The 24,605-nt window shown below is 74.0% G+C and carries 24 protein-coding genes; 11 read left to right on the top strand and 13 right to left on the bottom strand.

Annotation, left to right across the window (positions count from 1 at the left end):
* Positions 1–41: 41 nt before the first annotated feature.
* The 4 genes from E1O70_RS11800 to E1O70_RS11815 form a co-directional block, all read right to left on the bottom strand.
* Positions 42–659 carry an ABC transporter ATP-binding protein gene (locus E1O70_RS11800; protein ID WP_061266741.1) on the bottom strand — a complete coding sequence of 206 codons (618 nt, stop codon included), beginning with the start codon at positions 657–659 and terminating at the stop codon, positions 42–44.
* On the bottom strand, positions 656–1,720 hold the full coding sequence (locus E1O70_RS11805; protein WP_163186977.1) for a peptidoglycan-binding domain-containing protein: 1,065 nt from the start codon (positions 1,718–1,720) through the stop codon (positions 656–658). Before E1O70_RS11805 ends, E1O70_RS11800 begins: the two co-directional genes overlap by 4 nt.
* A 34-nt stretch (positions 1,721–1,754) precedes the next feature.
* Positions 1,755–2,243: a hypothetical protein gene (locus tag E1O70_RS11810; RefSeq protein ID WP_128957480.1), complete on the bottom strand. Its 489-nt coding sequence runs from the start codon at positions 2,241–2,243 to the stop codon at positions 1,755–1,757.
* 169 nt (positions 2,244–2,412) lie between these two features.
* Positions 2,413–2,796, bottom strand: a complete 384-nt coding sequence (locus tag E1O70_RS11815; RefSeq protein WP_061266738.1) for a hypothetical protein — start codon at positions 2,794–2,796, stop codon at positions 2,413–2,415.
* A gap of 270 nt (positions 2,797–3,066) precedes the next feature.
* On the opposite strand from E1O70_RS11815, the gene E1O70_RS20130 reads away from it, so the two are divergent.
* From E1O70_RS20130 to E1O70_RS11855, 8 genes are all read left to right on the top strand, one after another.
* Positions 3,067–5,313, top strand: coding sequence for a DUF7937 domain-containing protein (locus tag E1O70_RS20130; RefSeq protein ID WP_061266737.1), 2,247 nt, complete (start codon positions 3,067–3,069; stop codon positions 5,311–5,313).
* Between the two features lie 231 nt (positions 5,314–5,544).
* The gene (leuA, locus tag E1O70_RS11825; protein WP_043651760.1) at positions 5,545–7,326 is read left to right on the top strand and encodes a 2-isopropylmalate synthase; all 1,782 of its coding nucleotides are present in this window, start codon (positions 5,545–5,547) and stop codon (positions 7,324–7,326) included.
* A 120-nt stretch (positions 7,327–7,446) separates the two neighbouring features.
* The gene (locus E1O70_RS11830) at positions 7,447–8,568 is read left to right on the top strand and encodes an ABC transporter permease (RefSeq protein WP_061266736.1); all 1,122 of its coding nucleotides are present in this window, start codon (positions 7,447–7,449) and stop codon (positions 8,566–8,568) included.
* Positions 8,565–9,275, top strand: coding sequence for an ABC transporter ATP-binding protein (locus tag E1O70_RS11835; protein ID WP_061266735.1), 711 nt, complete (start codon positions 8,565–8,567; stop codon positions 9,273–9,275). Before E1O70_RS11830 ends, E1O70_RS11835 begins: the two co-directional genes overlap by 4 nt.
* Before the next feature lie 120 nt (positions 9,276–9,395).
* Entirely contained in the window at positions 9,396–9,968 is a 573-nt protein-coding gene (locus E1O70_RS11840) for a TetR/AcrR family transcriptional regulator (protein ID WP_009862740.1), read from the top strand.
* Between the two features lie 54 nt (positions 9,969–10,022).
* Positions 10,023–10,841: a DNA repair protein RecO gene (recO, locus tag E1O70_RS11845; RefSeq protein ID WP_061266734.1), complete on the top strand. Its 819-nt coding sequence runs from the start codon at positions 10,023–10,025 to the stop codon at positions 10,839–10,841.
* Positions 10,841–11,644, top strand: a complete 804-nt coding sequence (locus E1O70_RS11850) for an isoprenyl transferase (protein WP_061266733.1) — start codon at positions 10,841–10,843, stop codon at positions 11,642–11,644. The genes recO and E1O70_RS11850 overlap by 1 nt, the downstream gene beginning before the upstream one ends.
* Before the next feature lie 69 nt (positions 11,645–11,713).
* Complete coding sequence (locus E1O70_RS11855) at positions 11,714–12,088, top strand: VOC family protein (RefSeq protein ID WP_061266732.1); 375 nt, start codon at positions 11,714–11,716, stop codon at positions 12,086–12,088.
* A 30-nt stretch (positions 12,089–12,118) separates the two neighbouring features.
* Here the strand turns inward: E1O70_RS11855 and E1O70_RS11860 are convergent, their stop codons facing one another.
* The 6 genes from E1O70_RS11860 to E1O70_RS11885 are packed head-to-tail and all read right to left on the bottom strand — an operon-like array spanning position 12,119 to position 16,636.
* Positions 12,119–12,796 carry an alpha/beta fold hydrolase gene (locus E1O70_RS11860; protein ID WP_061266731.1) on the bottom strand — a complete coding sequence of 226 codons (678 nt, stop codon included), beginning with the start codon at positions 12,794–12,796 and terminating at the stop codon, positions 12,119–12,121.
* A gap of 30 nt (positions 12,797–12,826) precedes the next feature.
* Positions 12,827–13,435, bottom strand: coding sequence for a DedA family protein (locus E1O70_RS11865; protein ID WP_076405531.1), 609 nt, complete (start codon positions 13,433–13,435; stop codon positions 12,827–12,829).
* A 3-nt stretch (positions 13,436–13,438) separates the two neighbouring features.
* Positions 13,439–13,831 (bottom strand): Fur family transcriptional regulator, encoded by a 393-nt coding sequence (locus E1O70_RS11870; protein WP_009864106.1) that lies wholly within the window; start codon positions 13,829–13,831, stop codon positions 13,439–13,441.
* Positions 13,828–14,796, bottom strand: coding sequence for a metal ABC transporter permease (locus E1O70_RS11875; RefSeq protein ID WP_061266730.1), 969 nt, complete (start codon positions 14,794–14,796; stop codon positions 13,828–13,830). The genes E1O70_RS11870 and E1O70_RS11875 overlap by 4 nt, the downstream gene beginning before the upstream one ends.
* Positions 14,793–15,623, bottom strand: coding sequence for a metal ABC transporter ATP-binding protein (locus tag E1O70_RS11880; protein ID WP_082774215.1), 831 nt, complete (start codon positions 15,621–15,623; stop codon positions 14,793–14,795). Before E1O70_RS11880 ends, E1O70_RS11875 begins: the two co-directional genes overlap by 4 nt.
* Positions 15,620–16,636, bottom strand: coding sequence for a metal ABC transporter substrate-binding protein (locus E1O70_RS11885; protein WP_061266788.1), 1,017 nt, complete (start codon positions 16,634–16,636; stop codon positions 15,620–15,622). Before E1O70_RS11885 ends, E1O70_RS11880 begins: the two co-directional genes overlap by 4 nt.
* Positions 16,637–16,791: 155 nt before the next feature.
* Between E1O70_RS11885 and E1O70_RS11890 the strand changes: the two genes are divergently transcribed.
* Positions 16,792–18,195 (top strand): glycine--tRNA ligase, encoded by a 1,404-nt coding sequence (locus tag E1O70_RS11890; RefSeq protein WP_031316194.1) that lies wholly within the window; start codon positions 16,792–16,794, stop codon positions 18,193–18,195.
* A gap of 111 nt (positions 18,196–18,306) precedes the next feature.
* Here the strand turns inward: E1O70_RS11890 and E1O70_RS11895 are convergent, their stop codons facing one another.
* Positions 18,307–18,465, bottom strand: coding sequence for a hypothetical protein (locus E1O70_RS11895; RefSeq protein WP_021483859.1), 159 nt, complete (start codon positions 18,463–18,465; stop codon positions 18,307–18,309).
* A 116-nt stretch (positions 18,466–18,581) separates the two neighbouring features.
* Here E1O70_RS11895 and dusB point away from each other — a divergent pair, with 116 nt between their 5' ends.
* Entirely contained in the window at positions 18,582–19,817 is a 1,236-nt protein-coding gene (dusB, locus tag E1O70_RS11900) for a tRNA dihydrouridine synthase DusB (protein WP_082774204.1), read from the top strand.
* A gap of 135 nt (positions 19,818–19,952) precedes the next feature.
* Here the strand turns inward: dusB and E1O70_RS11905 are convergent, their stop codons facing one another.
* Positions 19,953–21,806, bottom strand: coding sequence for a glycoside hydrolase family 13 protein (locus tag E1O70_RS11905; protein WP_061266729.1), 1,854 nt, complete (start codon positions 21,804–21,806; stop codon positions 19,953–19,955).
* Positions 21,807–21,987: 181 nt separating this feature from the next.
* Positions 21,988–23,064 (bottom strand): LacI family DNA-binding transcriptional regulator, encoded by a 1,077-nt coding sequence (locus tag E1O70_RS11910; RefSeq protein ID WP_228485004.1) that lies wholly within the window; start codon positions 23,062–23,064, stop codon positions 21,988–21,990.
* 264 nt (positions 23,065–23,328) lie between these two features.
* On the opposite strand from E1O70_RS11910, the gene E1O70_RS11915 reads away from it, so the two are divergent.
* Positions 23,329–24,561 carry a sugar ABC transporter substrate-binding protein gene (locus tag E1O70_RS11915; RefSeq protein WP_043651729.1) on the top strand — a complete coding sequence of 411 codons (1,233 nt, stop codon included), beginning with the start codon at positions 23,329–23,331 and terminating at the stop codon, positions 24,559–24,561.
* The last annotated feature ends 44 nt before the right edge of the window (positions 24,562–24,605 follow it).

A 24,605-nucleotide genomic window follows, 5' to 3' on the forward strand; every position in this document is an offset into this window, starting at 1 on the left:
GAGGTTGCGTGCGGCCTCGGACGCGACCGACCGGGGCCGCATCACGAGGTCCTCGTCGCTCGGGCCCGGGTGAGGTCGACGACGCGGGTGCACGCGTCGCGCGTTCGAGGGTCGTGGGTGGCGACCACGACGATCGAGTGCTGCTGCGCCACCCCGGCGAGGACGGCGTTCACCGTGCCGGCGGTGCGCAGGTCGAGCTGGGCCGTGGGCTCGTCGACGAGCAGCAGGTCCGGGGCGAGCGCGACCGCGCGCGCGAGCATCAGCCGTTGTGCCTCTCCGCCTGACAACGCGCGGAACGGACGGTCCGCGGTGGCGGAAAGCCCGAAACGATCGAGGATGGCGCTCGCTCGCGGCTCGGCCTCGCGGCGCCGCAGCCCCCGTGCGAGAAGGGGCAGGACGACGTGGTCCAGGGCGGAGCGCCGCGGCACGCCGTGGGGGTTCTGGAAGACCCACCCGACGTGTTCTATCCCCTCCCGCTCCACCGTGCCCGCGGACGGCGTCACCCAGCCGGCCAGGATGCTGAGCAGGGTCGACTTGCCCGAGCCCGACGGCCCGACCAGCGCGACCACCTCGCCCGGGTCCAGGTCCAGGCCGGAGAACAGGTCGCCGGTACCGGCGAACGCGTGGGCGAGACCCCGCGCACGGACTGCTCGGGTCACCGGCAGTCCCGGCTGCCGGTCGGCGGCGTGAGCGCGACGCGGGCAGGGGTGCTCCCGTCGTCGAACGTGACGAAGGTCTGGCCGAGCGAAGAGGCCACGACGGTCACCGGGCGCGGTCTCCCGTCGGCCACGACGCAGGCCGTGCCGCCCGAGAGGCCGTACAGGGCCCCGGGCGCCACCGTGGAGACCTGGAGCGGCTGCGCCAGCACGTAGTCGAGGGTCATCGGCTCCGTGGCTCCCTCGCTCTGCGAGAAGCGGAACGCCGCGTCGTCGTGGACGGCGTCGAGGAACGACCTGTCCCGGACCACGCCGTCGTCTCCGACCGCGGCTGTGGTCTGGGACCCGGCGAGCCGCACGACGCGGTCGCCCGGCGTCGCGTCCTGCGGCACGGCGTCGATGCGCACGGACTCGAGGACGCCCGCGACGGTCGCCAGCCCGGTGCCGGCGAACGGCTGGCCGACCTGTGCCTCGCACGTCGTGACGGTCACCGAGGGCGCCGGCAGCCACAGGACGGAGGCGACCGCGAGCGCTCCGGGCGGCCGCGCAAGACCGAGCACGTCTCTCTGCAGCGCGGACACGGAGGCCTTCGTCGCCGCGCCGTACTCGCCGTCCGGCTCGACGTCGAAGCCGAGCCGGGCCAGCTCGCGCTGGAGGCTCGCCACGTCGTCGCCCCTCGAGTCCGGCGCGAGGTCCCGCCACAGCGGGACGTCGGTGGCCAGCGCGAGGACGGGGCGGTCGTCGATCGTCGCAGGCGAGCTGCCTGACGCGATCGTCGCACCCGGCGCGCACGCGCTGCGTCGCAGCCGCCCCGAGTCGCCGAGCGTCAGCGTCGTGCTCGGGGTGAGCTGCGGGGTGACCGGGACCTGACGGGCGTCGTCGAACTCCTGCGTCACGACGGCGACGGACGCTTCAGCCGTGGCAGGGCCCCGCAGCGAGGCGGGGGTGCGCTCGGGGACGACGAGGACCCCGGCGATCGCCCCGCCCGTGACGAGCACCAGCGCCGTCAGGGTGGACGTGGCCCACGCGGTCCTGCGCGGGGGAGCGAGAGCGGCTCGCTTCACGGCACCCTCGTCTCCTGTTCGCGCTCCTCGACGGCTATGACACGCACGTCCCGACCTCAGGCGGAGGGACGTAGGACTCGTCGTCGACGAGCTCCTGCAGCTCCTGGTCCGTGAGGTCATGGATCTCGTCGACCCCGGCCGACTCCAGGCACTCGCGCCACAGCTCCAGCAAGGACCTGCCCTCGGGGTTGCTCCGCATCTCGCGGTAGTACAGGCCGATGTCCCAGATCGTCCCGTCCGCGCACGCGTCGGCGATCGTAGGAATCTGGTCCAGCGCGGCCTCGGGGTCTGCCGAGGCGCTACGGAAGGCGTCCTGGGACTCCTGCGTCGCGCCGTAGGAGAACCCGTCGCCGTCGCCGAAGTCCGCCTCCAGGCCGCGGTCAGACATGCAGCGCGCGTAGGCGTCCCGCGCCTCGGCGAGCTCTGCGTCGGTGATCTCGTAGTCGGCGAGCACCTGCCGCTCCAGCGCGCTGACGTCGTCGGCGAGGAGCGCGTCGATCTCCGTGCGCCACCGGTCGGCCACGTCCGGCGCCGGGTCCGCGCCGGAGGAGCACCCCGCCAGTGCCAGCGCGAGGCCCGCTACGGCGACACCGAGGTGCTGCCTGGTCCGTGGACCTTCGAGCGTCCTCGCAGCCTGCCGACCGGTCCGGACGGTCGTTCCTGGGCGCCGGAGCATCGACGTGCGCACTGCTCTACACCGTCTGCTCGTAGAAGCCGAGCTCCGCGCTCCCGGACATGATGGAACCGCCCGTCCTGCCGGAGGCGTACGTGGTGCCGCTCGGTGCGTAGACGGTCACGTTGCTCGTCGAGACCTGTCGGTTCGTCCAGTACGCGGTGCCGCCGGCGGACCGGTACTGCACCCGGGCGGAGACGCGGTAGCAGCTGCTGTTCTGCGCGGTCGCGCCACCGCTCGGCTTCAGCGCCTTGTACTGGCACGTCGCCGTGCTCGCCCGCACGGTGATCGTGCCGGTCGCCGCAGTCGCCGTCGGAGGGAGGGCCACCAGGCCCCCCAGCACCAGGACGCCCGCGGCCCCGATGCTCGCCCACGACTTCCTCGGACTCTTCTGCAGCACCATGTCTGCCCCCCGGGATGTGGTCGCCCTCGTCGGCGGCCATGGAGTCCTCATCCAAGTGTCCCGGACCGCGTTTCGCAGGGGTGCTCACATAATGGGACGGCGGGTCGGTCGCGCTCGTGGGTCTCCTCGGCGGGCGGCCTGATCCGCCCCGGGAGCACGGCGCCGCGCGTGGGCGCTTGAGCCGCACGTGATGAACCGGTAGAAACGGTCGGGGCCCCTCGGCCCGGCGTGCGTGCGACCGGCACCGCGCGACAGCGTAGGGAGTGCACGATGACCAACCAGACAGAGCCGGCCGAGGACCCGCAGCCCGGTGCTGCGGGCACCGGGCCGACCCGGGCGCCCCAGGGCGTCACGGCGGGTGACGGGGACTCCACGGCCGAGCGCGCACCGGACGGTGCGACGGGCTCGGCAGGGTCGGACCCGGACGCGGCGGGAGCCGCGGACACGGGCACGGAGAAGGACACGGGCTCCGCGCGCGAGACCGGCGGGGCCTCGACGGCGACCGCCACCGCGTCGCCCTTCGCCGGGATCCCGGTGAGCGACTACGTGCGCGACGGCGTCGCCGCGCTGCTGCTCCTCGTCTCCCTCGCGCTGCCGTGGGACGTGTCGAGCCGCGCGTCGGACAAGATCGAGGTCGTCCTGCTGACGATCCTCTCGCTGCTGACGCTCGCGCTGCCGTACCTCGCGCGCACGGGCGTGCTCCCGACGACCTGGACCGTGCACACCACGCGCACGGTCCGTCTGCTGGCCAACGCGCCGTACGTGCTGCTCGTGCTCGTCTACCTCGTGGTCGACGTCGTGGGCGGCGGCGACCTCGCCGACGGGTGGGGCGGGGTCGGCTCCGCCGCCGCGCTCGGCCTCGCCGGCGCGCTCCTCGCGGCGCAGCCGCGCGAGAGCGAGCTCGGGCCGCAGGACCAGGACCGCGCGGTCACCGACCGGTGGCTCCAGGCGCTCCTCGCGCTCGCGGCGCTCCTCGCCCTCACCGTGCTGCTCACGGTGATCCTCACCGCCACCGGCACGCGCCTCGGCGGCGCCCTGTTCGTGCTGCTGGTGATCGTGGCCGCGGTGTTCGTCCTCGCGCTCGCCGGGCTGCCGACGTACGGCACGTGGCGCCGGTCCGAGGCCGCGCGCCTCACGCTCGTCGGGCTGGGCGTCATGCTCGCCGTCGGGTTCGTCCTCGGCTCGGGCAACAACGGGCTCGTGACGATCGAGAGCACGCACGGCGGCCGGTTCGGGCTCGTGCTCGTCCCGGCGCTCGCGGCCGTCGCCGCGGCGCCCGCCGTGCACCGCGCGATGGCCGCCGCGGACCCGGTGACCACCTGGGTGCGCGTGGCCGTCAACGCCCTCGACCTCGTGCTCGTCGTCGCGGGCTACGTCGCCGTGAGCGCCGTGCTCACCCTGGCCGACGGCGCACGCGGCGTCCCGGTCGTCCTCGCCGTGATCGTCGGTGTCCTCGCGGCCGCCGTCGCGTTCGTCGCGCGCCGCTCGCTCGCTCGCGACGCCGCCACCGGGCGCCCGCTCGCGCTCGGTGGCGCCGGCGTCGTGGCGCTGCTCGGCATCGTGCTGCTCGTCGTGACGTCGAACCGCGTCGTGCTCGGCGGCGGCGTGGAGCACGTGCTGCTCGCCTTCGGCCTCCCGCTGCTCGTCGTCGGGGCGCTCACCGTCCCGCGCGAGGTCCGTGCGTACTTCGCCGAGCACCGCCCCGTGCCCGCGGCCACCGGGGCGGAGGCGGCACGCGCCTACGTGTGGGAGCCGCCCGCGCCGAAGCCGCCCAAGCCGGCCCGGCCCGCGCCTGCCCCGGCGGGCCCGCCGACCGGCGCGCACCCGACGACCGAGCACTCGGGTGCCTACCCGGGCACGGGCGCCTACCCGGCCACGGGACCGACGGGCGCCTACCCGGCCACCGGACCGACGGGCGCCTACCCGCCGGCCGGGCACACGGGTCCCGTCCCGACGCAGCAGGCGGCGGACCGGCGGTTCGCCGCCGGGTCCGACGCGACCGAGGTGCTCCCGGTCCAGCCGGCGGAGCCGGAGCGCAGCGGGTACGCCGCGCGTCCCGGCCTCACGCCCGACGAGGGCCCGTCGACGGCGGTCCTGCCCGCCTACCAGGAGGAGCAGCCGGGCACCGGCCCGCAGCCGACCGCCCAGCAGCCCGGCCAGGGGTACCCCCAGCAGGGATACGGCCAGCAGCAGGGCTACGCGTCCTCCGGGCCGGGGCAGCAGAGCTACGCGCCGCAGGGGTACGACCCGCAGGGCTACGGCCAGCAGGGGTACGCCCAGCAGCCCGCGGCGCAGCAGCCGTCGTACGCCCCGCCGGCCCAGCCGGCGGGCTTCACCGCGGCCCAGGCGCTCGACCCGGGCACGCCGCTCGAGGTCCTGGCGCAGATCGTCCAGGACGCGCCGCACCTGCGGCCCCAGGTCGCGGCGAACCCGTCGACGTACCCGGCGCTGCTCGAGTGGCTCGGCAACCTCGGTGACCCTGCGGTCGACGCGGCGCTGCGCTCGCGACGCGGCTGACGCACTCCGGCGCCCGGTCGGCCCTCCGCGCGAGGGCCGGCCGGGCGCACCCACGCCGTGCCCGAGGAGCGGACGTCCCGGGCGCGCGGACGGCGGAGGAGTACAGTGGCGTCGTGCACCTGATGCGGCAGCTCCTCCTTCGTTGCCGCGGCGAGGCCCTGTAGCCGGTTCCTCGTCGCGGTGGTTGGTGTGCCGGCTGACACCGATCAGGACGACCCCGAAGGACCGACGATGAACGCCTCCGCCCCCACCTCGACGCCCACCGCCGCGGACCCGAACCCGCAGCAGCCGTCGGGCATGCCGATCCACAAGTACCTGCCGTTCCACCGGCAGATCGACGTCTCCCTGCCCGACCGCACGTGGCCGGACAAGCGCATCGAGACCGCGCCCCGCTGGTGCGCCGTCGACCTGCGCGACGGGAACCAGGCCCTCATCGAGCCCATGAACGCGGAGCGCAAGCTGCGCATGTTCGAGCTGCTCGTCGCGATGGGCTACAAGGAGATCGAGGTCGGCTTCCCCTCGGCCTCGCAGACCGACTTCGACTTCGTGCGGATGCTCATCGAGGAGGACCGCATCCCGGACGACGTCGTCATCCAGGTCCTCACGCAGTCCCGCGAGCACCTCATCGCCCGCACGTACGAGGCGATCAAGGGCGCGAAGCAGGCGATCGTGCACCTCTACAACTCGACGTCCGTCCTGCAGCGCGAGGTCGTGTTCCGCTCGGACGAGGACGGCATCATCGCGATCGCCGTCGACGGCGCGCGGCTGTGCAAGAAGTTCGAGGAGACCGTCCCGGAGACGACGGTCTACTACGAGTACTCGCCCGAGTCGTACACCGGCACGGAGCTCGAGTTCGCGGCCCGCATCTGCAACGAGGTGCTGGAGGTCTTCGAGCCCCGCCCCGACCGCAAGGTCATCATCAACCTGCCCGCCACGGTCGAGATGGCGACACCGAACGTCTACGCCGACTCGATCGAGTGGATGAACCGGCACCTGCACCACCGCGAGAACGTCGTGCTGTCGCTGCACCCGCACAACGACCGCGGCACGGCGGTCGCGGCCGCCGAGCTCGGCTACCAGGCGGGCGCGGACCGCATCGAGGGCTGCCTGTTCGGCAACGGCGAGCGCACCGGCAACGTCTGCCTCGTCACGCTGGGCATGAACCTGTTCAGCCAGGGCGTGGACCCGCAGATCGACTTCTCCGACATCGACCACGTGCGCCGCACGGTGGAGTACTGCAACCAGCTCGGCGTCCCCGAGCGGCACCCCTACGCGGGCGACCTGGTCTTCACGGCGTTCTCCGGCTCGCACCAGGACGCCATCAAGAAGGGCTTCGACGCGATGGCCGTCCGTGCGGAGGCGGAGGGTGCCACGGTGGACGACATCACGTGGGCCGTCCCGTACCTGCCGATCGACCCCAAGGACGTCGGCCGCTCGTACGAGGCCGTGATCCGCGTCAACTCGCAGTCCGGCAAGGGCGGCATCTCCTACCTGCTGAAGTCGGAGCGCCACCTCGACCTGCCGCGCCGCCTGCAGATCGAGTTCTCGCAGTCCGTGCAGCAGCACACCGACGCGCACGGCACGGAGGTCACGGGCGAGGACATCTGGCGCCTCTTCTCGGACGAGTACCTGCCCGTCGAGCCCGGTTCCGGCCTGGAGCCGTGGGGCCGGCTCAAGCTGCGCTCCACGCGCGCGTCGTCGAGCGAGGACGGCCCCGACACCCTGAGCGTCGACGTCCTCGACCGCGGCGAGGAGCTGACGCTCGAGGGGACGGGCAACGGCCCGGTCGCGGCGTTCGTCGACGCGATCGCGCAGGTGGGGGTCGACGTCCGCGTCCTGGACTACGCGGAGCACGCGCTCTCGGAGGGCGGGGACGCCACGGCCGCGGCGTACGTGGAGTGCCAGGTGGGCGACGACGTCCTGTGGGGCGTGGGGATCGACCCGTCGATCACGACCGCCTCGCTCAAGGCCATCGTGTCCGCCGTGAACCGTGCGGAGCGTGCCCAGGGCTGACCGCCCTCCCGCCGATCTCGCCGACGGCCCGGACGACGTCGTCGTCCGGGCCGTCGGCGTTTTGTCGACACCATGTTGGTAAGATGCCGACGCACTGTCGACAAAATTGGAAGGCTTCTCATGTTCCTCGCGTTGCGCGAGCTCGTCTTCGCGCGCACCCGCTTCCTGCTCATGGGCGGTGTCGTCGCGCTGGTCGCGGTCCTCGTCGTCCTCCTCTCCGGGCTGTCCGCCGGCCTCGTCAACGACGGCGTCTCCGGCCTCAAGCGCACGCCCGTCACCGACTTCGCCTTCGCCGAGGGCACCGGGACGGACGCCGCGTTCACGCGCTCCGTCATCGAGACGGACCAGGTCGGCACCATGGCCGAGCAGCCGGGCGTGCTCGAGGCCGCCCCGTACGGCCTGCTCCTGGCGAACGCGCACCAGGAGGACGGCTCGCCCGTCGACCTCACCCTCGTGGGCGTCGAGCCCGGATCGTTCGTGGCCCCGGCCGCGATGGCGGAGGGTGACGCCGTCGGGGCGGCGGACGGCATCGTCGTCTCGGCGACCGCCGCCGAGGACGGCCTCGCCGTCGGCGACACCGTGGATCTCGCGCGCCCGGAGCGCACGCTCACGGTCGTGGGCGTCCTCGAGGACCAGCACACGTTCGGCCACGTCGACATCGCCTACCTCCCGCTCGGCACGTGGCAGGAGCTCCTCGCCGGGGCCGAGCAGCCGGGAGCCGACGTGCCGGACGTCGCGACCGCCGTCGCGCTGCGCACCGACCCCGGGTCGTTCGACCGCGAGGCCGCCGACGCGGCGTCGGGCACGGTGACGCGCACGCTCACCGAGTCCTTCGACGCGTCGCCCGGGTACACGGCCGAGACCGCGACCCTCCTGCTCATCCAGGTGTTCCTCTACGCCATCTCGGCGCTCGTCGTCGGGGCGTTCTTCACCGTGTGGGTCATCCAGCGCCGGCACGAGATCGCCGTGATGCGCGCCATGGGGGCACGGCGCCGCTTCTTGCTCGCCGACTCCCTCGGCCAGGCCGCCGTGCTCCTGCTCGCCTCGATCGGCGTGGGCTTCGCCCTCGGCGTCGCGGCGGGCGCGGGCCTCGGCGCGTCGCCGATGCCGTTCGCGCTCCAGGCCCCCGACCTCGTGCTGGCCGGCGTCCTGCTCTTCGTCCTCGGCATGGCCGGAGCGGCCGTCGCCGTCGCGCGCATCACCTCCGTCGACCCCCTGACCGCCCTGGGAGGGCAGCGATGAGCACCACCACCCCCGCCACGCCCGTGCTCGAGATCGACCGGGTCACCGTCCGCCACGGCGACGGCGACACCACGGTCGTCGCGCTCGACGAGGTCAGCCTGAGCGTCGCCGCGGGCGAGCTCGTCGGTGTCGTCGGGCCCTCGGGCTCCGGCAAGTCGAGCCTGCTCGCCGTCGCCGGTGCGCTCACGGCGCCGGACTCCGGGACCGTCCGTCTCGAAGGGGTCGACCTCGGCGCGACGAACGACCGCGAGCGGGCCCGGCTGCGGCGCGAGCGCATCGGCTTCGTCTTCCAGTCCGGCAACCTCCTCCCGGCGCTCACGAGCGTCGACCAGCTCCGGCTCGCGCTGCGGATCGCCGGGATCGACGAGCGCGACCCCCGTGCCCGCGACCCCCGCGAGCTGCTGGGCTCGGTGTCCATGAGCTACCGCGCCGACCGCCGTCCGGACCAGCTCTCGGGCGGCGAGCGGCAGCGCGTGGGGATCGCCCGCGCGCTCGTCGCGAGCCCGGCGCTGCTCCTTGTCGACGAGCCGACGGCGGCGCTCGACCGGGTGCGCAGCCACGAGGTCGTGAGCCTGCTGGCCCGCGAGGTCGAGGCATACGGCGCCGCGGCGCTCATGGTCACGCACGACCACGACGTGCTCGAGCACTGCCACCGGGTCGTCGAGATGGTCGACGGGCGGCTCGGGCTGCCCGCGGTGGCCGGCTGACGTCGGCGGGCGGCTCCGGGAGGCCGCTCCACCGCCCCCGGTCGGGCATGATGGTCCGGCCGGGGGCCGTCGCGCTCCCGGGGGAGCGCTCCGCAGAGCGCTCCGGGAAGGAGGACCCTCGTGCCCAAGATCGCCGCCCCGACGGTGGCCGAGCACCGCGCGGCGCAGCTCCGGACCCTGCTCGACGCCGCGCGCGACCTCATCCGCGAGGACGGCAGCGGGCTCACGCTCGCGGCGGTCGCGGCGCGGGCCGGGCTCGCCCGATCGAGCGTCTACCAGTACTTCCGGTCGCGGGAGGAGCTGCTCGACGCGGTCGTCGCCGACGTCGTGCCGCGGTGGTCCGCGCGCATCACCGCCGCGGTGGCCACCGCGGCGTCGCCAGAGGACGCGATCGTCGCCTACGCGCGCGAGAACCTGCTCCTCGTGGCCGAGGGCGAGCACGCCGTCGTCGCCGCGCTGCGCGCCGAGGCGGGCCGCGAGGCGCTCGCCCAGCAGAGCGCCGCGATGCACGCGACGATCCTCGTGCCGCTCGTCGAGGCCCTGGAGCAGCTCGGCGTCCCGGACGCCGCGCGCTCCGCGGAGCTCGTCAACGCCGTGGTGCTCGCCGCGGCCCGCCAGGTCGAGTCCGGCGAGGACGCGGGCACGACGCTCGCCCGGGTCCGCGCGGTCCTCGGGTGCCTCGCGCCCGCGTGACCGCCGTCGGCGGGTGGTGCGCGCCGTGTCGGCGGCGTGACGGACAATAGGGGCGTGGTGCTGTACCGAGACGACGCGATCGTGCTGCGCGCCCAGAAGCTGGGCGAGGCGGACCGCATCGTCACCCTCCTGACGCGCGAGCACGGGAAGGTGCGCGCCGTCGGCAAGGGCGTGCGCCGCACGTCGTCCCGGTTCGGCGCGCGGCTCGAGCCGTTCATGCTCGTGGACGTCCAGCTCTACGCGGGCCGGTCGCTGGACACGGTGACGCAGGCGGAGACGATCGGCCCGTACGCGCGCCGGATCTGCGAGGACTACGGCCTGTACACGGCGGGTGCCGCGATGCTCGAGACCGCGGAGCGCCTCGTCGCCGACGAGCGCGAGCCCGCCGTGCAGCAGTACTGGCTGCTCGCGGGCGCGCTGCGGGCGCTCTCGGAGCACGCGCACGCGCCGGGGCTCGTGCTCGACTCCTACCTCCTGCGCGCGCTCGCCGTCGCGGGCTGGGCGCCGTCGTTCGTCGACTGCGCGCGGTGCGGCGAGCCGGGCCCGCACCACGCGTTCGCCGTCGCGCAGGGCGGGGCCGTGTGCTCGCGCTGCCGCCCGCCGGGCTCGACGGCGCCCGCGCCCCAGACCTTCGCCCTGCTCGCCGCGCTGCTCGCGGGGGAGTGGGACGCGGCCGACGCGTCGGACGCCCGGCACCGCAAGGAAGCGAGCGGCCTCGTGGCCGCGTACAGCCAATACCACCTGGAGAGAACGTTGCGATCACTGCGCATGGTGGAGCGGGACGCCCCCGCCCCGCACGTCCCCGCCGTCCCGCACGCCGACGAGGCCGCCGCCTCCGCGGACCCGCGCGCCGGTGCCGGGGCGGACGCCTGATGGCGCGGCGCACGTACCAGCCGCCGTTCCCGCACCCCAGCGGTGCGCGGCCCCCGGCGATCCCGGCGCAGTTCGTGCCGAACCACGTGGCGGTCGTCATGGACGGCAACGGCCGCTGGGCCAACGCGCGCGGGCTGCCGCGCACCGCGGGCCACGAGGCCGGCGAGGCGGCGCTGCTCGACGTCGTCGCGGGCGCCATCGAGATCGGCGTCAAGCACGTGTCGGCGTACGCGTTCTCGACCGAGAACTGGAAGCGCTCGCCCGACGAGGTCCGCTTCCTCATGGGCTTCAACCGCGACGTGATCCGGCGTCGCCGCGACGAGATGGACTCGTGGGGCGTGCGCGTGCGGTGGGCGGGGCGTCGTCCGCGGCTCTGGGCGTCCGTGATCAAGGAGCTCGAGGTCGCGGAGGAGCAGACGAAGCAGAACGACGTCTGCACGCTCACGATGTGCGTCAACTACGGGGGGCGCGCCGAGATCGCCGACGCCGCGGCCGCCATCGCGCGCGAGGTCGCCGCCGGGCGGATCGACCCGCGCAAGGTCACGGAGCGGACCGTCCAGCAGCACCTCGACGAGCCCGACCTGCCGGACGTGGACCTGTTCCTGCGCAGCTCGGGCGAGCAGCGCACGTCGAACTTCATGCTGTGGCAGGCCGCGTACGCGGAGCTCGTGTTCCTCCCGGAGCCCTGGCCCGACGTGGACCGCCGCTCGCTGTGGCGCGCCGTCGAGGAGTACGCGCGCCGCGACCGCCGCTACGGCGGTGCGGTCGACGCGGTGGGCGGGACGGCGGGCGGCCCGGCCTGACGTCGCGCGCGGAGCAGCGCGTGCCTTGTCGCCGGGACGCCGTGGGAGGCGGCCGGTAGCGTGCGCGGCATGACTCTGAGCATCGGCATGGTGACCGTCGACTCCACCGACCCGCGGCCGCTCGCCCAGTGGTGGGCGCGCCACCTCGGCGGGCGGCTCGTCGACGAGGCGGACGGGTGGTTCCTCGAGGTCGTGCCCGCCGAGGGGGTGACGGCTCCGGTCCTCGGGTTCCAGCGCGTCGAGGACCCGACGCCCGGCAAGAACCGGCTGCACCTCGACCTCGGCACGTCCGACCGCGAGGCGGACGTCGCGTCGCTCGTGGCGGACGGCGCGACGCTCGTCGGGGAGCACACCATCCCCGGGTACCGCTGGGCGGTGCTGGCCGACCCGCAGGGCAACCAGTTCTGCGTCGGCGCGCCCGAGGAGCCGACGAGCGTCGGTTGAGGCGCGCGGTCGTCCCGTCGGGTCGGCCCGTCAGCGAGCCAGCGCGTCGAGCCGGGCGGCGAGCTCGGCCGGGCGGCTGAGCGCCACGAGGTGGCCGCCCGGCATCGTCTCGACCTCGGCACCGAGCCGCTCGCGCGCGACGGCGCGTTGGAACGGCGGCGGGAAGAGGCGGTCGTCGTCGCCCTGCAGCACGACCGTGGGCACGGCCGGCCAGGCGCAGGCGGGCCACGGCTCGGCGAAGGACCGCTCGGACGGCTGCCGGTCGCTGCGCTGCACGACGGCCGCGACCGGGTCCGGCACGTCGTGGAAGAAGTCGTCCACGGGGTCGAACGGGCCCAGGCCCGTGGCGGCACGACGCGCGGCGTGGTCCGTCGCCCGCCACCAGTCGCCCCCGCTCTCGCCCGGTCGCGGGATCATCGGGTTGAGCAGCACGAGCAGGCGGACCGCCTCGCGCTCGCACACGAGCGGCCCGACGTACGCGCCCATGGACTGGGCGACGACGACGAGGTCGTCCCGCTCGGCGGGGGCCGTCGCCCGGCGCAGCGTCGTCACCGCGACGTCGGTGAGGTCCGCCCAGTCGTGGCCCTCGTCGTGCTGGGGGAGGTCGACGGCGACCGGCCGGTGGCCGAGCCGGTCGAGCTCCGGGACGAGCAGGTCCCAGTACGCGGGGTCGCCGCCGGCGCCGGGCAGCAGGAGGAACGTCGTCATGGAGGTTCGGACGGTCCGGGACGCGTCATCTCATCGGTCGGTGTGCGGCGCGTCCTCGTCGCGAGGGAGCGTCGCCTGCCCGTCCAGCGCGGGGACGTCCCCGGCGGGCGCGCCGGTCGGCACGACCGCGGCGTCGGCGCCCGCCCGGGCGGCCCGACGGCGGGCCATGAGGACCACCGCCACGACGACCACGACGACGATCGCGACGAGCACCGCGACGCCCGTCGGCGAGCCCGTCGCGGCGGCGAACGCGGCGGTCCACACCGCCCACCCGACGGTCGCGTAGATCGTCGCGTGCACCGCGCACCCGAGGATCATGGCCGCGAGGTAGCGCCCGAACGGCATGCGCACGACGCCCGCGGCGGCGTTGATCACGGTCTTCGTCCCGGTCGCGAGGAACGACGCGGGCACCGCGAGCACGCCCCACCGCCGCACGGTCTCGATCCCGCGTGCGGCCGACCGTCCGGACAGCCAGGCGTGGACGCGCGCGACCCACGGCTTGACGGGGCGTGTGCGGTCGAGCGTCCACGTCGTGACGAGGCGCGCGATCCAGTAGGTCGCCTGCGTCCGCACGAACGCGATCGCGAAGAAGAAGGCGAAGAGCGCGGCGAACGGGGCGCCGTCCAGCGCGTCGGGCACCGCTCAGTCCTGGACGGCGGTGGCCCGCGCGCAGCCCGCGCACGTGCCGAACAGCTCGATGGTGTGCTGGATGTCGACGAACCCGTGCGAGGTGCCGACCTGGTTGGCCCAGGCCTCGACCGTCGGGCCGTCGATCTCGACGGTCCGCCCGCACGCCCGGCACACGAGGTGGTGGTGGTGCTCGCGGCGCTCGCACCGGCGGTAGAGGTTCTCGCCCTCCTCGGTGCGCAGCACGTCCACGTCGCCGCCGTCCGCGAGGCTCTGCAGCGTGCGGTAGACGGTGGCGAGCCCCACGTTGTCGCCGCGCGTGCGCAGGATCTCGTGGAGCTGCTGGGCGCTGCGGAAGTCCTCCAGGTCCTCCAGCGCGTCCGAGACGGCGGCGCGCTGGCGGGTCATGCGCTGCACGGGTCACCTCCGGTGGTGCGGTGGGTCGACCCCGAGGGTACGAGGTCGAGCTCGACGTCGTCGGGGATGTCCGGGTGCGGGTCCCGCGCGACGCGCGGCCGCCGTCGGACCCACAGGGGTCGCAGCGCGGCGACGACGAGGTACGTCGCGATCGCGAGGACGACGATCGTCGCACCCGGCGAGACGTTGTTCCAGTACGTGAAGGACAGCCCGACGACGCACACGACCACCCCGACGACCGACGCGACGAGCATCGTGCGGCGGAACGAGCGCGTGACGAGCTGGGCGACCGCGACGGGCACGATCATGAGGGCGCTGACGAGCAGCAGCCCGACGACCCGCATCGACACGGTCACGGTGAGCGCGGCGACGACGGCGACCGCGATGTTCAGCGTGCGCACGGGCAGGCCGGACGCGCGCGCGAACTCCTCGTCGTGGCTCACCGAGAACAGCGCGGCCCGCAGGCCGACACCGACGAGCAGGATCACCGCGCTGAGGACGACCGTGAGGACGAGGTCCGACGACGTCACCGTCGAGATCGAGCCGAACAGGTACTGCATGAGGCTGCCCGACGAGCCGCCCGCGAGGCCGATGAGCAGGACGCCGCCCGCGATGCCGCCGTAGAACAGGAGCGCGAGCGCGAGGTCACCGCTCGTGCGGCCCCGCTCGCGCACGAGCTCGATCGCGACCGCGCCGAGCACCGCCGCGACGACCGCGCCGGGGATCGCGAGCGCGTCGTTCGGCACGACGCCCATCGCGGCGCCGACGAGCCACCCGAGCGCGACGCCCGTGAGCGCGACGTGCCCGATGCCGTCGCCGAGCAGCGAGAGCTTGCGCTGCACGAGGTACGTGCCGACGACGGGGGCGCTGACGCCGACGAGCAGCGCCGCGAGGAGGGCGCGCTGCATGAGCGGGTCGGTGAGCAGCAGGGAGATCTCGGAGAACAGGGGGGTCATGAGGCCGTCCTGGGTGCGTGGCCTGCGGAGAGGTCGGGGTTCAGGGTGTCGGTGAGGCCCGTCTCCGGGCCCGCGGGACGGTTGTCGCCGTCGACGGGCTCGTGCGGGTGCAGGTGCTGGTGCGTCGCGCCCGCGTGCGTGGACGACGCGCGGGGCGGGGCGCCGTCGTGCACGACGCGCCCGTGGCGCAGGACGACCGCGCGCTCGACGAGCGGGGCGAGCGCCCCGAGCTCGTGGAGCACCACGAGGACCGTGAGGCCGTCGCCCACGAGGCGCGTCATCGTCGCGGCGAACGCCTCCTGGCTCGGCTTGTCGACGCCCGCGACGGGCTCGTCCAGCACGAGCAGGTCGGGCCGGCGCACGAGGGCGCGCGCGATGAGCACGCGCTGCTGCTGCCCGCCCGAGAGCTCGGCCGTCGAGTCGTCGGCGCGGTCCGCGAGGCCCACGAGCTCGAGCGCCTCGACCGTGCGGTCGCGCCACCCGCGCGGGAGCCGGAGACGGCCGCCGCCGAGGAGCCCGGACGCGACGACCTCCGACGCGGTGGACGGCATGCCCGAGGGTGCGCTCACGCGTTGCGGCACGTACCCGAGCCGCCGCCACGGCAGCCGCGGGCCGAGCGGCGCGCCGAACAGGTCGACGGAGCCGCGGGAGAGCGGCACGATCCCGACGAGCGCGCGGACCAGCGTCGACTTGCCCGAGCCGTTCGCGCCGAGGAGCGAGACGACCTCGCCCGCGCGGACCGAGAGGTCGATGCCGCGCAGGATCTCGCTCCCGCCGAGGGTCACGTGGACGTCGCGCGCGGCGATCAGCTCCGGTGCGTCCGTCATGCGCACGCGAGGCCGGACGTGAGCGCCTCGAGGTTGGACTCCATGACCTCACGGTAGTCCGTCGCGCCCTCCGCGAGGCTCTCGAGCGGGTCGAGCAGCGCGGTCCGGACGCCGAGGTCGTCGGCGAGCGTCTGCGTCACCTTGGGGCTGACGAGCGTCTCGAAGAAGAGCGTGGTCACGCCGTTCTCCCGGACGACCTCGCCCACCTCGCGCAGGCGCGCGGGGGAGGGCTCCGCCTCCGGGTCGATCCCGGAGATCCCGACCTGGTGCAGGTCGTAGCGCTCGGCGAGGTAGCCGAAGGCCTCGTGGGAGGTGACGAGCGTCGCACCCGCGCACGGGGCGAGCGCCCCGGCGAACTCGGCGTCCAGGTCGTCGAGATCCGCGGTGAGGGCGGCGGCACCGGCCGCGTAGTCGTCGGCGTGGTCGGGGTCGAGCGCGGAGAGCTCGTCGGCGACGGCGTCGCCCACCGAGGCCAGACGGGTCGGGTCGAGCCAGAAGTGCGGGTCCGTGGAGCCGTGGTCGTGACCGTCGCCCGACTCGTCCGCGTGCTCGGCGTGCTCCTCCGCGGTCTCGTCGGCGTGCTCGCCCTCGCCGCCGGGGTGCTCCTCGAGCCCGGCCGACGCCGCGGCGTCGACCACGTGCTCGGGGGCGCGCTGCTCGATCCCCTCGTCGACCGCGGGCTGGAACCCCGAGAGGTAGACGACGAGGTCGGCGTCGCCGATCGAGCGGACCTGCGCGGGCGCGAGCTCGAGGTCGTGCGGCTCGGCCGCGGGCGGCGTGAGGTTCGCGACGTCGACGTGCTCCCCGCCGACCTGCTCGACGACGTACTGGAGCGGGTAGAACGACGCGAGCACCTGGAGCCGGCCGTCGTCGCCTCCTCCTCCTCCTCCTCCTCCTCCCGAGCCGCCGTCCCCGGGGGAGTCGCCGGGGGAGCAGGACGCGACGAGCGCGGCCGTGGCGAGGGCGGCGGTGGTGGCGAGGGCGCGACGGCGCCGGGCGGGGGAGCGGTGCATGACCACCAGTCTCCGCCTTCTTGAGAATGAATGTCAAAACCGTTCCCGGTGAGCCGGGTCACGGCCGGGTACGCTGGTCGGTCGGCGCCCGTGCGGGCGTCGCCCACCCGTCCAGCCCCCACGAGCCACGTGCGGGGCCGTGAGCACCAGGAGTGATGTCCGTGGCCGCAGCGCCCTCACCCACCGCCCGTCTCGACGCCGTCGTCTCCCTCGCCAAGCGGCGCGGGTTCGTCTTCCCCTCGGGCGAGATCTACGGCGGTACCCGCTCCGCGTGGGACTACGGGCCCCTGGGCACCGAGCTCAAGGAGAACATCAAGAAGCAGTGGTGGCGCGCGATGGTCACGAGCCGCGACGACGTCGTGGGCCTCGACTCGTCCGTGATCCTGCCGCGCCAGGTGTGGGTCGCGTCGGGCCACGTGGGCGTCTTCACCGACCCGCTGACGGAGTGCCTGCACTGCCACAAGCGGTTCCGCGAGGACCAGATGATCGAGGAGTTCGAGGAGAAGAAGGGCCGCGCGCCCGAGGGCGGCCTCGCCGAGATCGTCTGCCCGAACTGCGGCACGCGCGGGCAGTGGACGGAGCCGCGCGACTTCAACATGATGCTCAAGACGTACCTCGGCCCCGTCGAGGACGAGTCGGGCCTGCACTACCTGCGCCCCGAGACGGCGCAGGGCATCTTCGTGAACTTCGCCAACGTCATGGGAGCGAGCCGCAAGAAGCCGCCGTTCGGCATCGGCCAGATCGGCAAGTCGTTCCGCAACGAGATCACGCCCGGCAACTTCATCTTCCGCACGCGCGAGTTCGAGCAGATGGAGATGGAGTTCTTCGTCGAGCCCGGCACGGACGCCGAGTGGCACCAGTACTGGATCGACACGCGCACCGACTGGTACGTGGACCTCGGCATCCAGCGCGACAACCTGCGCCTGTACGAGCACCCGCAGGAGAAGCTCTCGCACTACTCGACCCGCACGGTCGACATCGAGTACCGCTTCGGCTTCTCCGGCTCGGAGTGGGGCGAGCTCGAGGGCATCGCGAACCGCACCGACTTCGACCTCAAGACGCACGCCGAGCACTCGGGCAAGGACCTGTCGTACTTCGACCAGACGAAGAACGAGCGCTGGGTGCCCTACGTCATCGAGCCGGCCGCGGGTCTCACGCGCTCGCTCATGGCGTTCCTCGTCGAGGCGTACACCGAGGACGAGGCGCCGAACGCGAAGGGCGGCGTGGACACGCGCACGGTCCTGCGCCTCGACCACCGCCTCGCGCCGGTCAAGGCCGCCGTGCTCCCGCTGAGCCGCAACGAGCAGCTCTCGCCCAAGGCGAAGGACCTCGCGACGGAGCTCCGCAAGTACTGGAACGTCGACTTCGACGACGCCGGCGCCATCGGCCGCCGGTACCGCCGCCAGGACGAGATCGGCACGCCGTTCTGCATCACGGTCGACTTCGACACGCTCGACGACCAGGCCGTGACGATCCGCCACCGCGACTCGATGAGCCAGGAGCGCGTCGCGCTCGACAAGGTCACCGAGTACCTCGCCGGGCACCTGCTCGGCGCCTGACGCGTCACCGGCCCGGCGCACCGGCGCCGGGCACGCAGGAGGGGCGGGACCGTGCGGTCCCGCCCCTCCTGTCGCGTCTCGTCGGGACGCGTCGCCCCCAGCGGCCTCGCGCTAGCGGGCCGCCCCCTTAGCCCTGTTGAGCAGGCCGATCACCAGGCTCACGACGAGCACGATGATGCCGATCCAGATGAGGATCTTCGCGGCCTCGATGGCGACGCCGAGGATGAGGAGCACGGCGCCGACGATGACCAGGATGAGCCAGAGAGGCATGTCGTCCCTTTCGTCCGTGTCCGGCCTGGATTGCCGGACCTCCTCAACACTGCCACGACCGTACGCTGCTCGCTCGTCGAAACGGGCTCGTCGTGCAGCGGGAGCCGGGTGGGACAATGGAGCGCGTGACTGCACCCGCTCCTGCCCTCAGCACGACGACCGACCGCCCCGACCCGGGGACCGGTCCGCTCGTGGCGCCGCTGCGGATCGGCCCGATCGTCGTCCGGACGCCGGTGGTCCTCGCCCCGATGGCCGGCGTCACGAACCGCGCGTTCCGCACGCTGTGCCGCGAGGCCGGCGCGTCCGGCGGCGACGACCCCGGCCTCTACGTCGCCGAGATGGTCACGAGCCGCGCGCTCGTCGAGCGCAACCCCGAGGCGCTGCGCATCGTGACGTTCGGCGCGGACGAGACGCCGCGGTCCGCGCAGGTGTACGGCGTGGACCCCGCGACCGTCCGCGAGGCCGTGCGCATCATCGTCGCCGAGGACCGCGCCGACCACGTCGACCTGAACTTCGGCTGCCCGGTGCCCAAGGTCACGCGCAAGGGCGGGGGAGCGGCGCTGCCCTGGAAGCGCGACCTGTTCACCGCGATCGTGCAGGGCGCGGTCGAGGCCGCCCGCCCGTACGGGGTCCCCGTCACCGTGAAGATGCGCAAGGGCATCGACGACGACCACCTCACCTACCTCGAGGCCGGCCGCATCGCGGAGGGCCTGGGCGTCGCCGCCGTCGCGCTGCACGCGCGCACCGCCGCCGAGCACTACTCCGGCACGGCTGACTGGTCCGCGATCGCGCGTCTCAAGGAGGCCGTCACGAGCGTGCCGGTGCTCGGCAACGGCGACATCTGGTCGGCCGAGGACGCCGTGCGCATGGTGCGCGAGACCGGGTGCGACGGCGTCGTCGTCGGGCGCGGCTGCCAGGGCCGGCCGTGGCTGTTCGCCGACCTCGCCGCGGCGTTCGCGGGCCGCCCCGAGCGCGTGCGCCCCGGGCTCCGCGAGGTGGCCGGCACGATCTACCGCCACGGCGAGCTCATGATCGAGTACTTCGACGGCGACGAGGGCAAGGGCATGCGCGACCTGCGCAAGCACATGGCGTGGTACCTCAAGGGCTACGCGGTGGGCGGCGACGCGCGCCGCGCGCTCGCGAAGGTCTCGACGCTCGCCGAGCTGCGCGCGCTGCTCGACGACCTCGACCAGGACGCGCCCTACCCCGGCGAGGCCGCCGAGGGGCAGCGCGGCCGGGCCGGGTCGCCCAAGACGCCGCACCTGCCGTACGGCTGGCTCGACTCGCGCGAGCTCGACGCCGAGCACGAGGAGCGCCTGCGCGAGGCCGAGCTGAGCGTCTCCGGCGGCTGAGCGCCGCCTCCTCCGCAGGCTGGGCGCCGCCTCCTCGCCGGCCGCCCGAGCGCGGCCCTGCACCGGCGGGACGCAAAGAACGACGGCCGGGACCCCCGCGGGGTCCCGGCCGTCGTGCACATGTAGCGGCGTCGGTCAGTGCGCGCGCAGCCAGACGGTCGTGTCCGACGGGACGCGGACCTGCGGGTCCGCGGAGCGGTCGGTCACGACCGGGCCGGAGGCCACGAGGACCTCCGTGCCGTGCGGCAGCACGACGGGCTCGGCGCCCAGGTTGGCGAGCACGACGACGTCGCGGTTGCGGAAGGCGACGACGTCCGCCGAGCCGGCGAACTCCTCGACCCACGCGAGGGTGCCCGCGCCCAGACGCTCCGCGCGACGCGTGGCGAGGGCCGTGCGGTACGTCTCGTAGGTCGAGCCCTCGACGCCGCGCTGGACGTCCGCGGCGTAGCGGCCGTACGACTCCGGCTGGGGGAGCCAGGTCTTGCCGGACGGCCCGAACCCGAAGCCCTCGGCGTCGGCGCGCCAGGGGAGAGGGATGCGGCAGCCGTCGCGGCCCGCCTCGGCGCCCTGGGTGCGGAAGAACGCGGGGTCCTCGCGGACGTCGTCGGGCAGGGCGGTGTGCTCGGGGAGACCGAGCTCCTCGCCCTGGTAGAGGTACGACGACCCGGGCAGGCCGAGCATGAGCAGCGACGCGGCGCGCGCACGGCGCAGACCGAGCTCCTCGTCGGGCTGCGGGTCGTGGGCGAAGATGCCGTTGGGGCGCAGGCCCGGGTCGGCCAGTCCGAGGCGCGACGCGTGGCGCACGACGTCGTGGTTCGACAGCACCCACGTCGTGGGCGCGCCGACCTCGTCGTTCGCGTGCAGCGACGCCGCGATCACGGTGCGCAGCGGCGCGGCGTCCCAGCCGGTGGTGAGGAACGAGAAGTTGAACGCCTGGTGCATCTCGTCCGGGCGCACGTAGCGCGCGAGGCGCGAGAGCGGCTCGACCCACGCCTCGGCGACGAGCGCACGGTCGCCGTCGTACTCGGCGAGGACGCGGTGCCACGCGCGGTAGATCTCGTGGACGCCGTCCTGGTCGAACATCGGGCCGGAGTTCCCGGCGCCCGTCGAGCCGTCCTCGGGGGCGCCCGGGTCGGTGCCCTCCTCGCCGTCGGCGGCCTCGGTGCCCTCGACCATCGAGACGGTGCCGTCCCAGTCGGGCAGGCCGTCGGCCTTGATCATGCCGTGCGCGACGTCGACGCGGAACCCGTCCACGCCCTTGTCGAGCCAGAAGCGCAGGACCTGCTCGAACTCCTCGCGGACCTCCGGGTTGTCCCACGCGAGGTCGGGCTGGGTCGAGTCGAAGAGGTGCAGGTACCACTGCCCGGGCGTCTCGCCCTCGGCGCCGGTCACGGGGCGGGCGTTCGCGCCGGCCGTGACGCGGGTCCAGGCGGGGCCACCGAAGATCGACTGCCAGTTGTTCGGGGGCAGCTCGCCGTGCTCGCCCTCGCCCTCGCGGAAGATGTACCGCGCGCGCTCCGGCGAGCCCTCGGGCGACGCGAGCGCCGCCTGGAACCAGGCGTGCTGGTCCGACGTGTGGTTCGGGACGAGGTCGACGATGATCCGGATGCCGCGCGCGTGCGCCTGGGCGAGGAGCTCGTCGAAGTCCGCGAGCGTGCCGAACAGCGGGTCCACGTCGCGGTAGTCCGCGACGTCGTAGCCTGCGTCCTTCTGGGGCGAGCGGTAGAACGGGCTCAGCCAGACGGCGTCGACCCCGAGCTCGGCGAGGTGGTCGAGCTTCGAGGTGATGCCGGGCAGGTCGCCGACGCCGTCGCCGTCACCGTCCGCGAAGGAGCGCGGGTACACCTGGTAGATGACGGCGTCGCGCCACCACTCGGGGGCCTCGCCCGGCCCGGTGTGCACGAGCGCCCCCGTGCTGAAGGGCGCCGGGGCGGTGGCCAGCCCGGTGCTGGTCGCGGCGGCGGTCGGCGTCGAATCGATACGAGTCATCGAGCTGTCGGTCCTCACGTACGTGGTGCTGGGGTTTTCAGGGGATCTTCCGGTGGTGGTCACTCGGCTGGCGGAGCGGGGTGTCGCCGACCCTCCGTCGAGTGTAAGCGCTTGCGGTGCGGTGTCGACGAGGGGTCGGCGGACGCCCGCAGCGAGGTGCGTGGACTTCCGGGCGCCGGTCTCAGGCGGTCGGCGAGCCCGCCGCGGCGACCGTGCTCGCGTCCGTCGCGGACGCCGCGCGGGCCGGGGCGGCCCCGGTCGAGTCGCGGACGATGAGCTCCGGCTGGAAGAGGAGCTCGGTCCGCGGTGCCCGCTCGCCCGCGATCTCCGTGAGGAGCGCGCTCACGGCGGCGTGCGCCATGGCGCTCACGGGCTGGCGCACCGTGGTGAGCGGCGGGTCGGTGAAGGCGATGAGGGGCGAGTCGTCGTAGCCGAGCACCGAGACGTCCTGCGGCACGCGCAGCCCGCGCGAGCGCGCCGCGCGGATGGCGCCGAGCGCCATGAGGTCGGAGCCGCAGACGATCGCGGTGTGGCCCGAGTCGATGAGCTCGCCGCCCGCGGCCTGGCCGCCCTCGACGGTGTAGAGCGTCACGACGACGTGCTGGGCAACCTCCGCCTCGTCGGCGACGAGACCGTGCCGCACGAGCGACTCGGCGAAGCTCGCGAGCTTGCGCTGCGCGGGGACGAAGCGGTCGGGGCCGATCGCGAGGCCGACGCTGCGGTGCCCGAGCGAGACGAGGTGCCGCACCGAGAGCTCGACGCTCGCGACGTCGTCGGGCGAGACGAACGGGGCGTCGATGCCCTCGGCGAAGCCGTTGACCAGGACGATCGGGATCCCCCTGCTGCGCAGCCGCTCGTAGCGCTCGTGGCTCGCCTGGGTGTCCGCGTGCAGGCCGGAGACGAAGACGATGCCGTCGACCGCGTGGTCCATGAGCATGTCGACGTAGTCGTCCTCCGTGGTCCCGCCCGGCGACTGCGTGCACAGCAGCGGCGTGTACCCGTGCTCGGACAGGAGCGACTCGATCGTCTGGGCGAACGCGGGGAAGACGGGGTTCGTCAGCTCCGGGACGACGAGGCCGACGAGGCCGGCGGAGCGGGTGCGCAGCGTCGACGGTCGCTCGTAGCCCAGCACGTCGAGCGCGGCGAGCACCGCCTGGCGGGTCTCGCTCGCGACGCCGGGCTTGCCGTTGAGGACGCGCGAGACCGTCGCCGTGGAGACGCCTGCCTGGGCGGCGAGATCACTGAGACGGGTACGCACATGGGGCAGCGTAGGGGACACCGGACCTCCTCGTCCTGGTCGTCCGGTCGGCGAGCCGCGATCCCCTGTGCGGAGGCGCGCGGACCCGTCGGCCGGCGGAGGCGGGTGGGCGCCGGTCGACGCCCTGCAAAGCGTTGCATGAAAGTTACCGCAACGACTTGCACCTGTGCCACCTCCCGCTCTACCGTCGTGCCCATCAGGGTCCGGCGCCGGTGCCAACGCCGGAGCGGGCCGCCCATCACGACACGCTTGGAGTGACCACTGATGCGACGGAGCATCCTTCTTGCCGCCGCGCTGACCACGACGCTGGCGCTGACCGCCTGCTCGTCCGGCGGCTCGGGCGACGAGACCACCGACGAGCCGAGCGCCGAGGGTTCGTCCGCCGGTGGCTCGCTGACCGTCTGGGTCGACGAGACCCGTCAGGACGCCGTGACCGCGGCGGCCGAGTCGTTCGAGACCGAGACGGGCACGACGGTCGACGTCGTGCTGAAGAACTTCGAGGACATCCGGGCGGACTTCCTCGCCCAGGTCCCGACGGGCGAGGGCCCTGACATCACCGTCGGCGCCCACGACTGGCTGGGCGAGCTCACGACGAACGGCGTCGTGGCGCCGCTCGAGCTCGGGGACAAGGCGGCCGAGTTCGAGGACGTCTCCATCGAGGCGTTCACGCAGGACGGCCAGGTCTACGGCCTGCCCTACGCGATCGAGAACATCGCCCTCATCCGCAACACCGCGCTCGCGCCGACCGCCCCCGCCACGTGGGACGAGGCCGTGGCCGCGGGCCAGGCCGCCGGGACGCAGTTCCCGATCCTGGTCCAGTCGGACGGCGACAAGGGTGACCCGTACACCCACTACCCGTTCCAGACGTCGTTCGGCGCCCCTGTCTTCGCGCAGAACGAGGACGGCAGCTACTCGTCCGAGCTCGCGATGGGCGGCCCCGAGGGCCAGGCGTTCGCGCAGTGGCTCGGCGCCCAGGGTGCGGCCGGCGTGCTCAGCCAGGACACGACCTACGACATCGCCGTCGAGGCGTTCAAGAACGGCCAGTCGCCGTTCATCGTCGGCGGTCCGTGGATGATCGACTCGTTCGAGGGCCTCGACCTGTCGATCGACCCGATCCCCACCGCGGGCGGCCAGCCCGCGCAGCCGTTCGTCGGCGTCCAGGGCTTCTACCTGAGCGCGGAGAGCGACAACGCGATCGTCGCGAACGACTTCCTCGTGAACTTCCTGTCCACCGAGGAGGCGCAGCTCGCGCTGTACGAGGCGGGCAACCGTCCGCCGGCGCTGACCGCCGCCGCCGACACCGCCGCCGCGGACGACCCGATCGTCGCGGGCTTCCGCGCCGTGGGTGCCGAGGCCGTGCCGATGCCGTCGATCCCCGAGATGGCTGCCGTGTGGAGCTTCTGGGGCGTCACCGAGGCGGCGATCGTCGCCGGTGCCGACCCGGTCTCGAGCTGGGACAAGATGATCGCCGACATCCAGGGCGCGATCGACTCCTGATCCGGGTGCAGCCCGCCGTCGCGGTGCGCAGGGCTCCTGCGCAC

The sequence above is a fragment of the Cellulosimicrobium funkei genome (genome assembly GCF_004519295.1).
Taxonomy (GTDB): domain Bacteria; phylum Actinomycetota; class Actinomycetes; order Actinomycetales; family Cellulomonadaceae; genus Cellulosimicrobium; species Cellulosimicrobium funkei.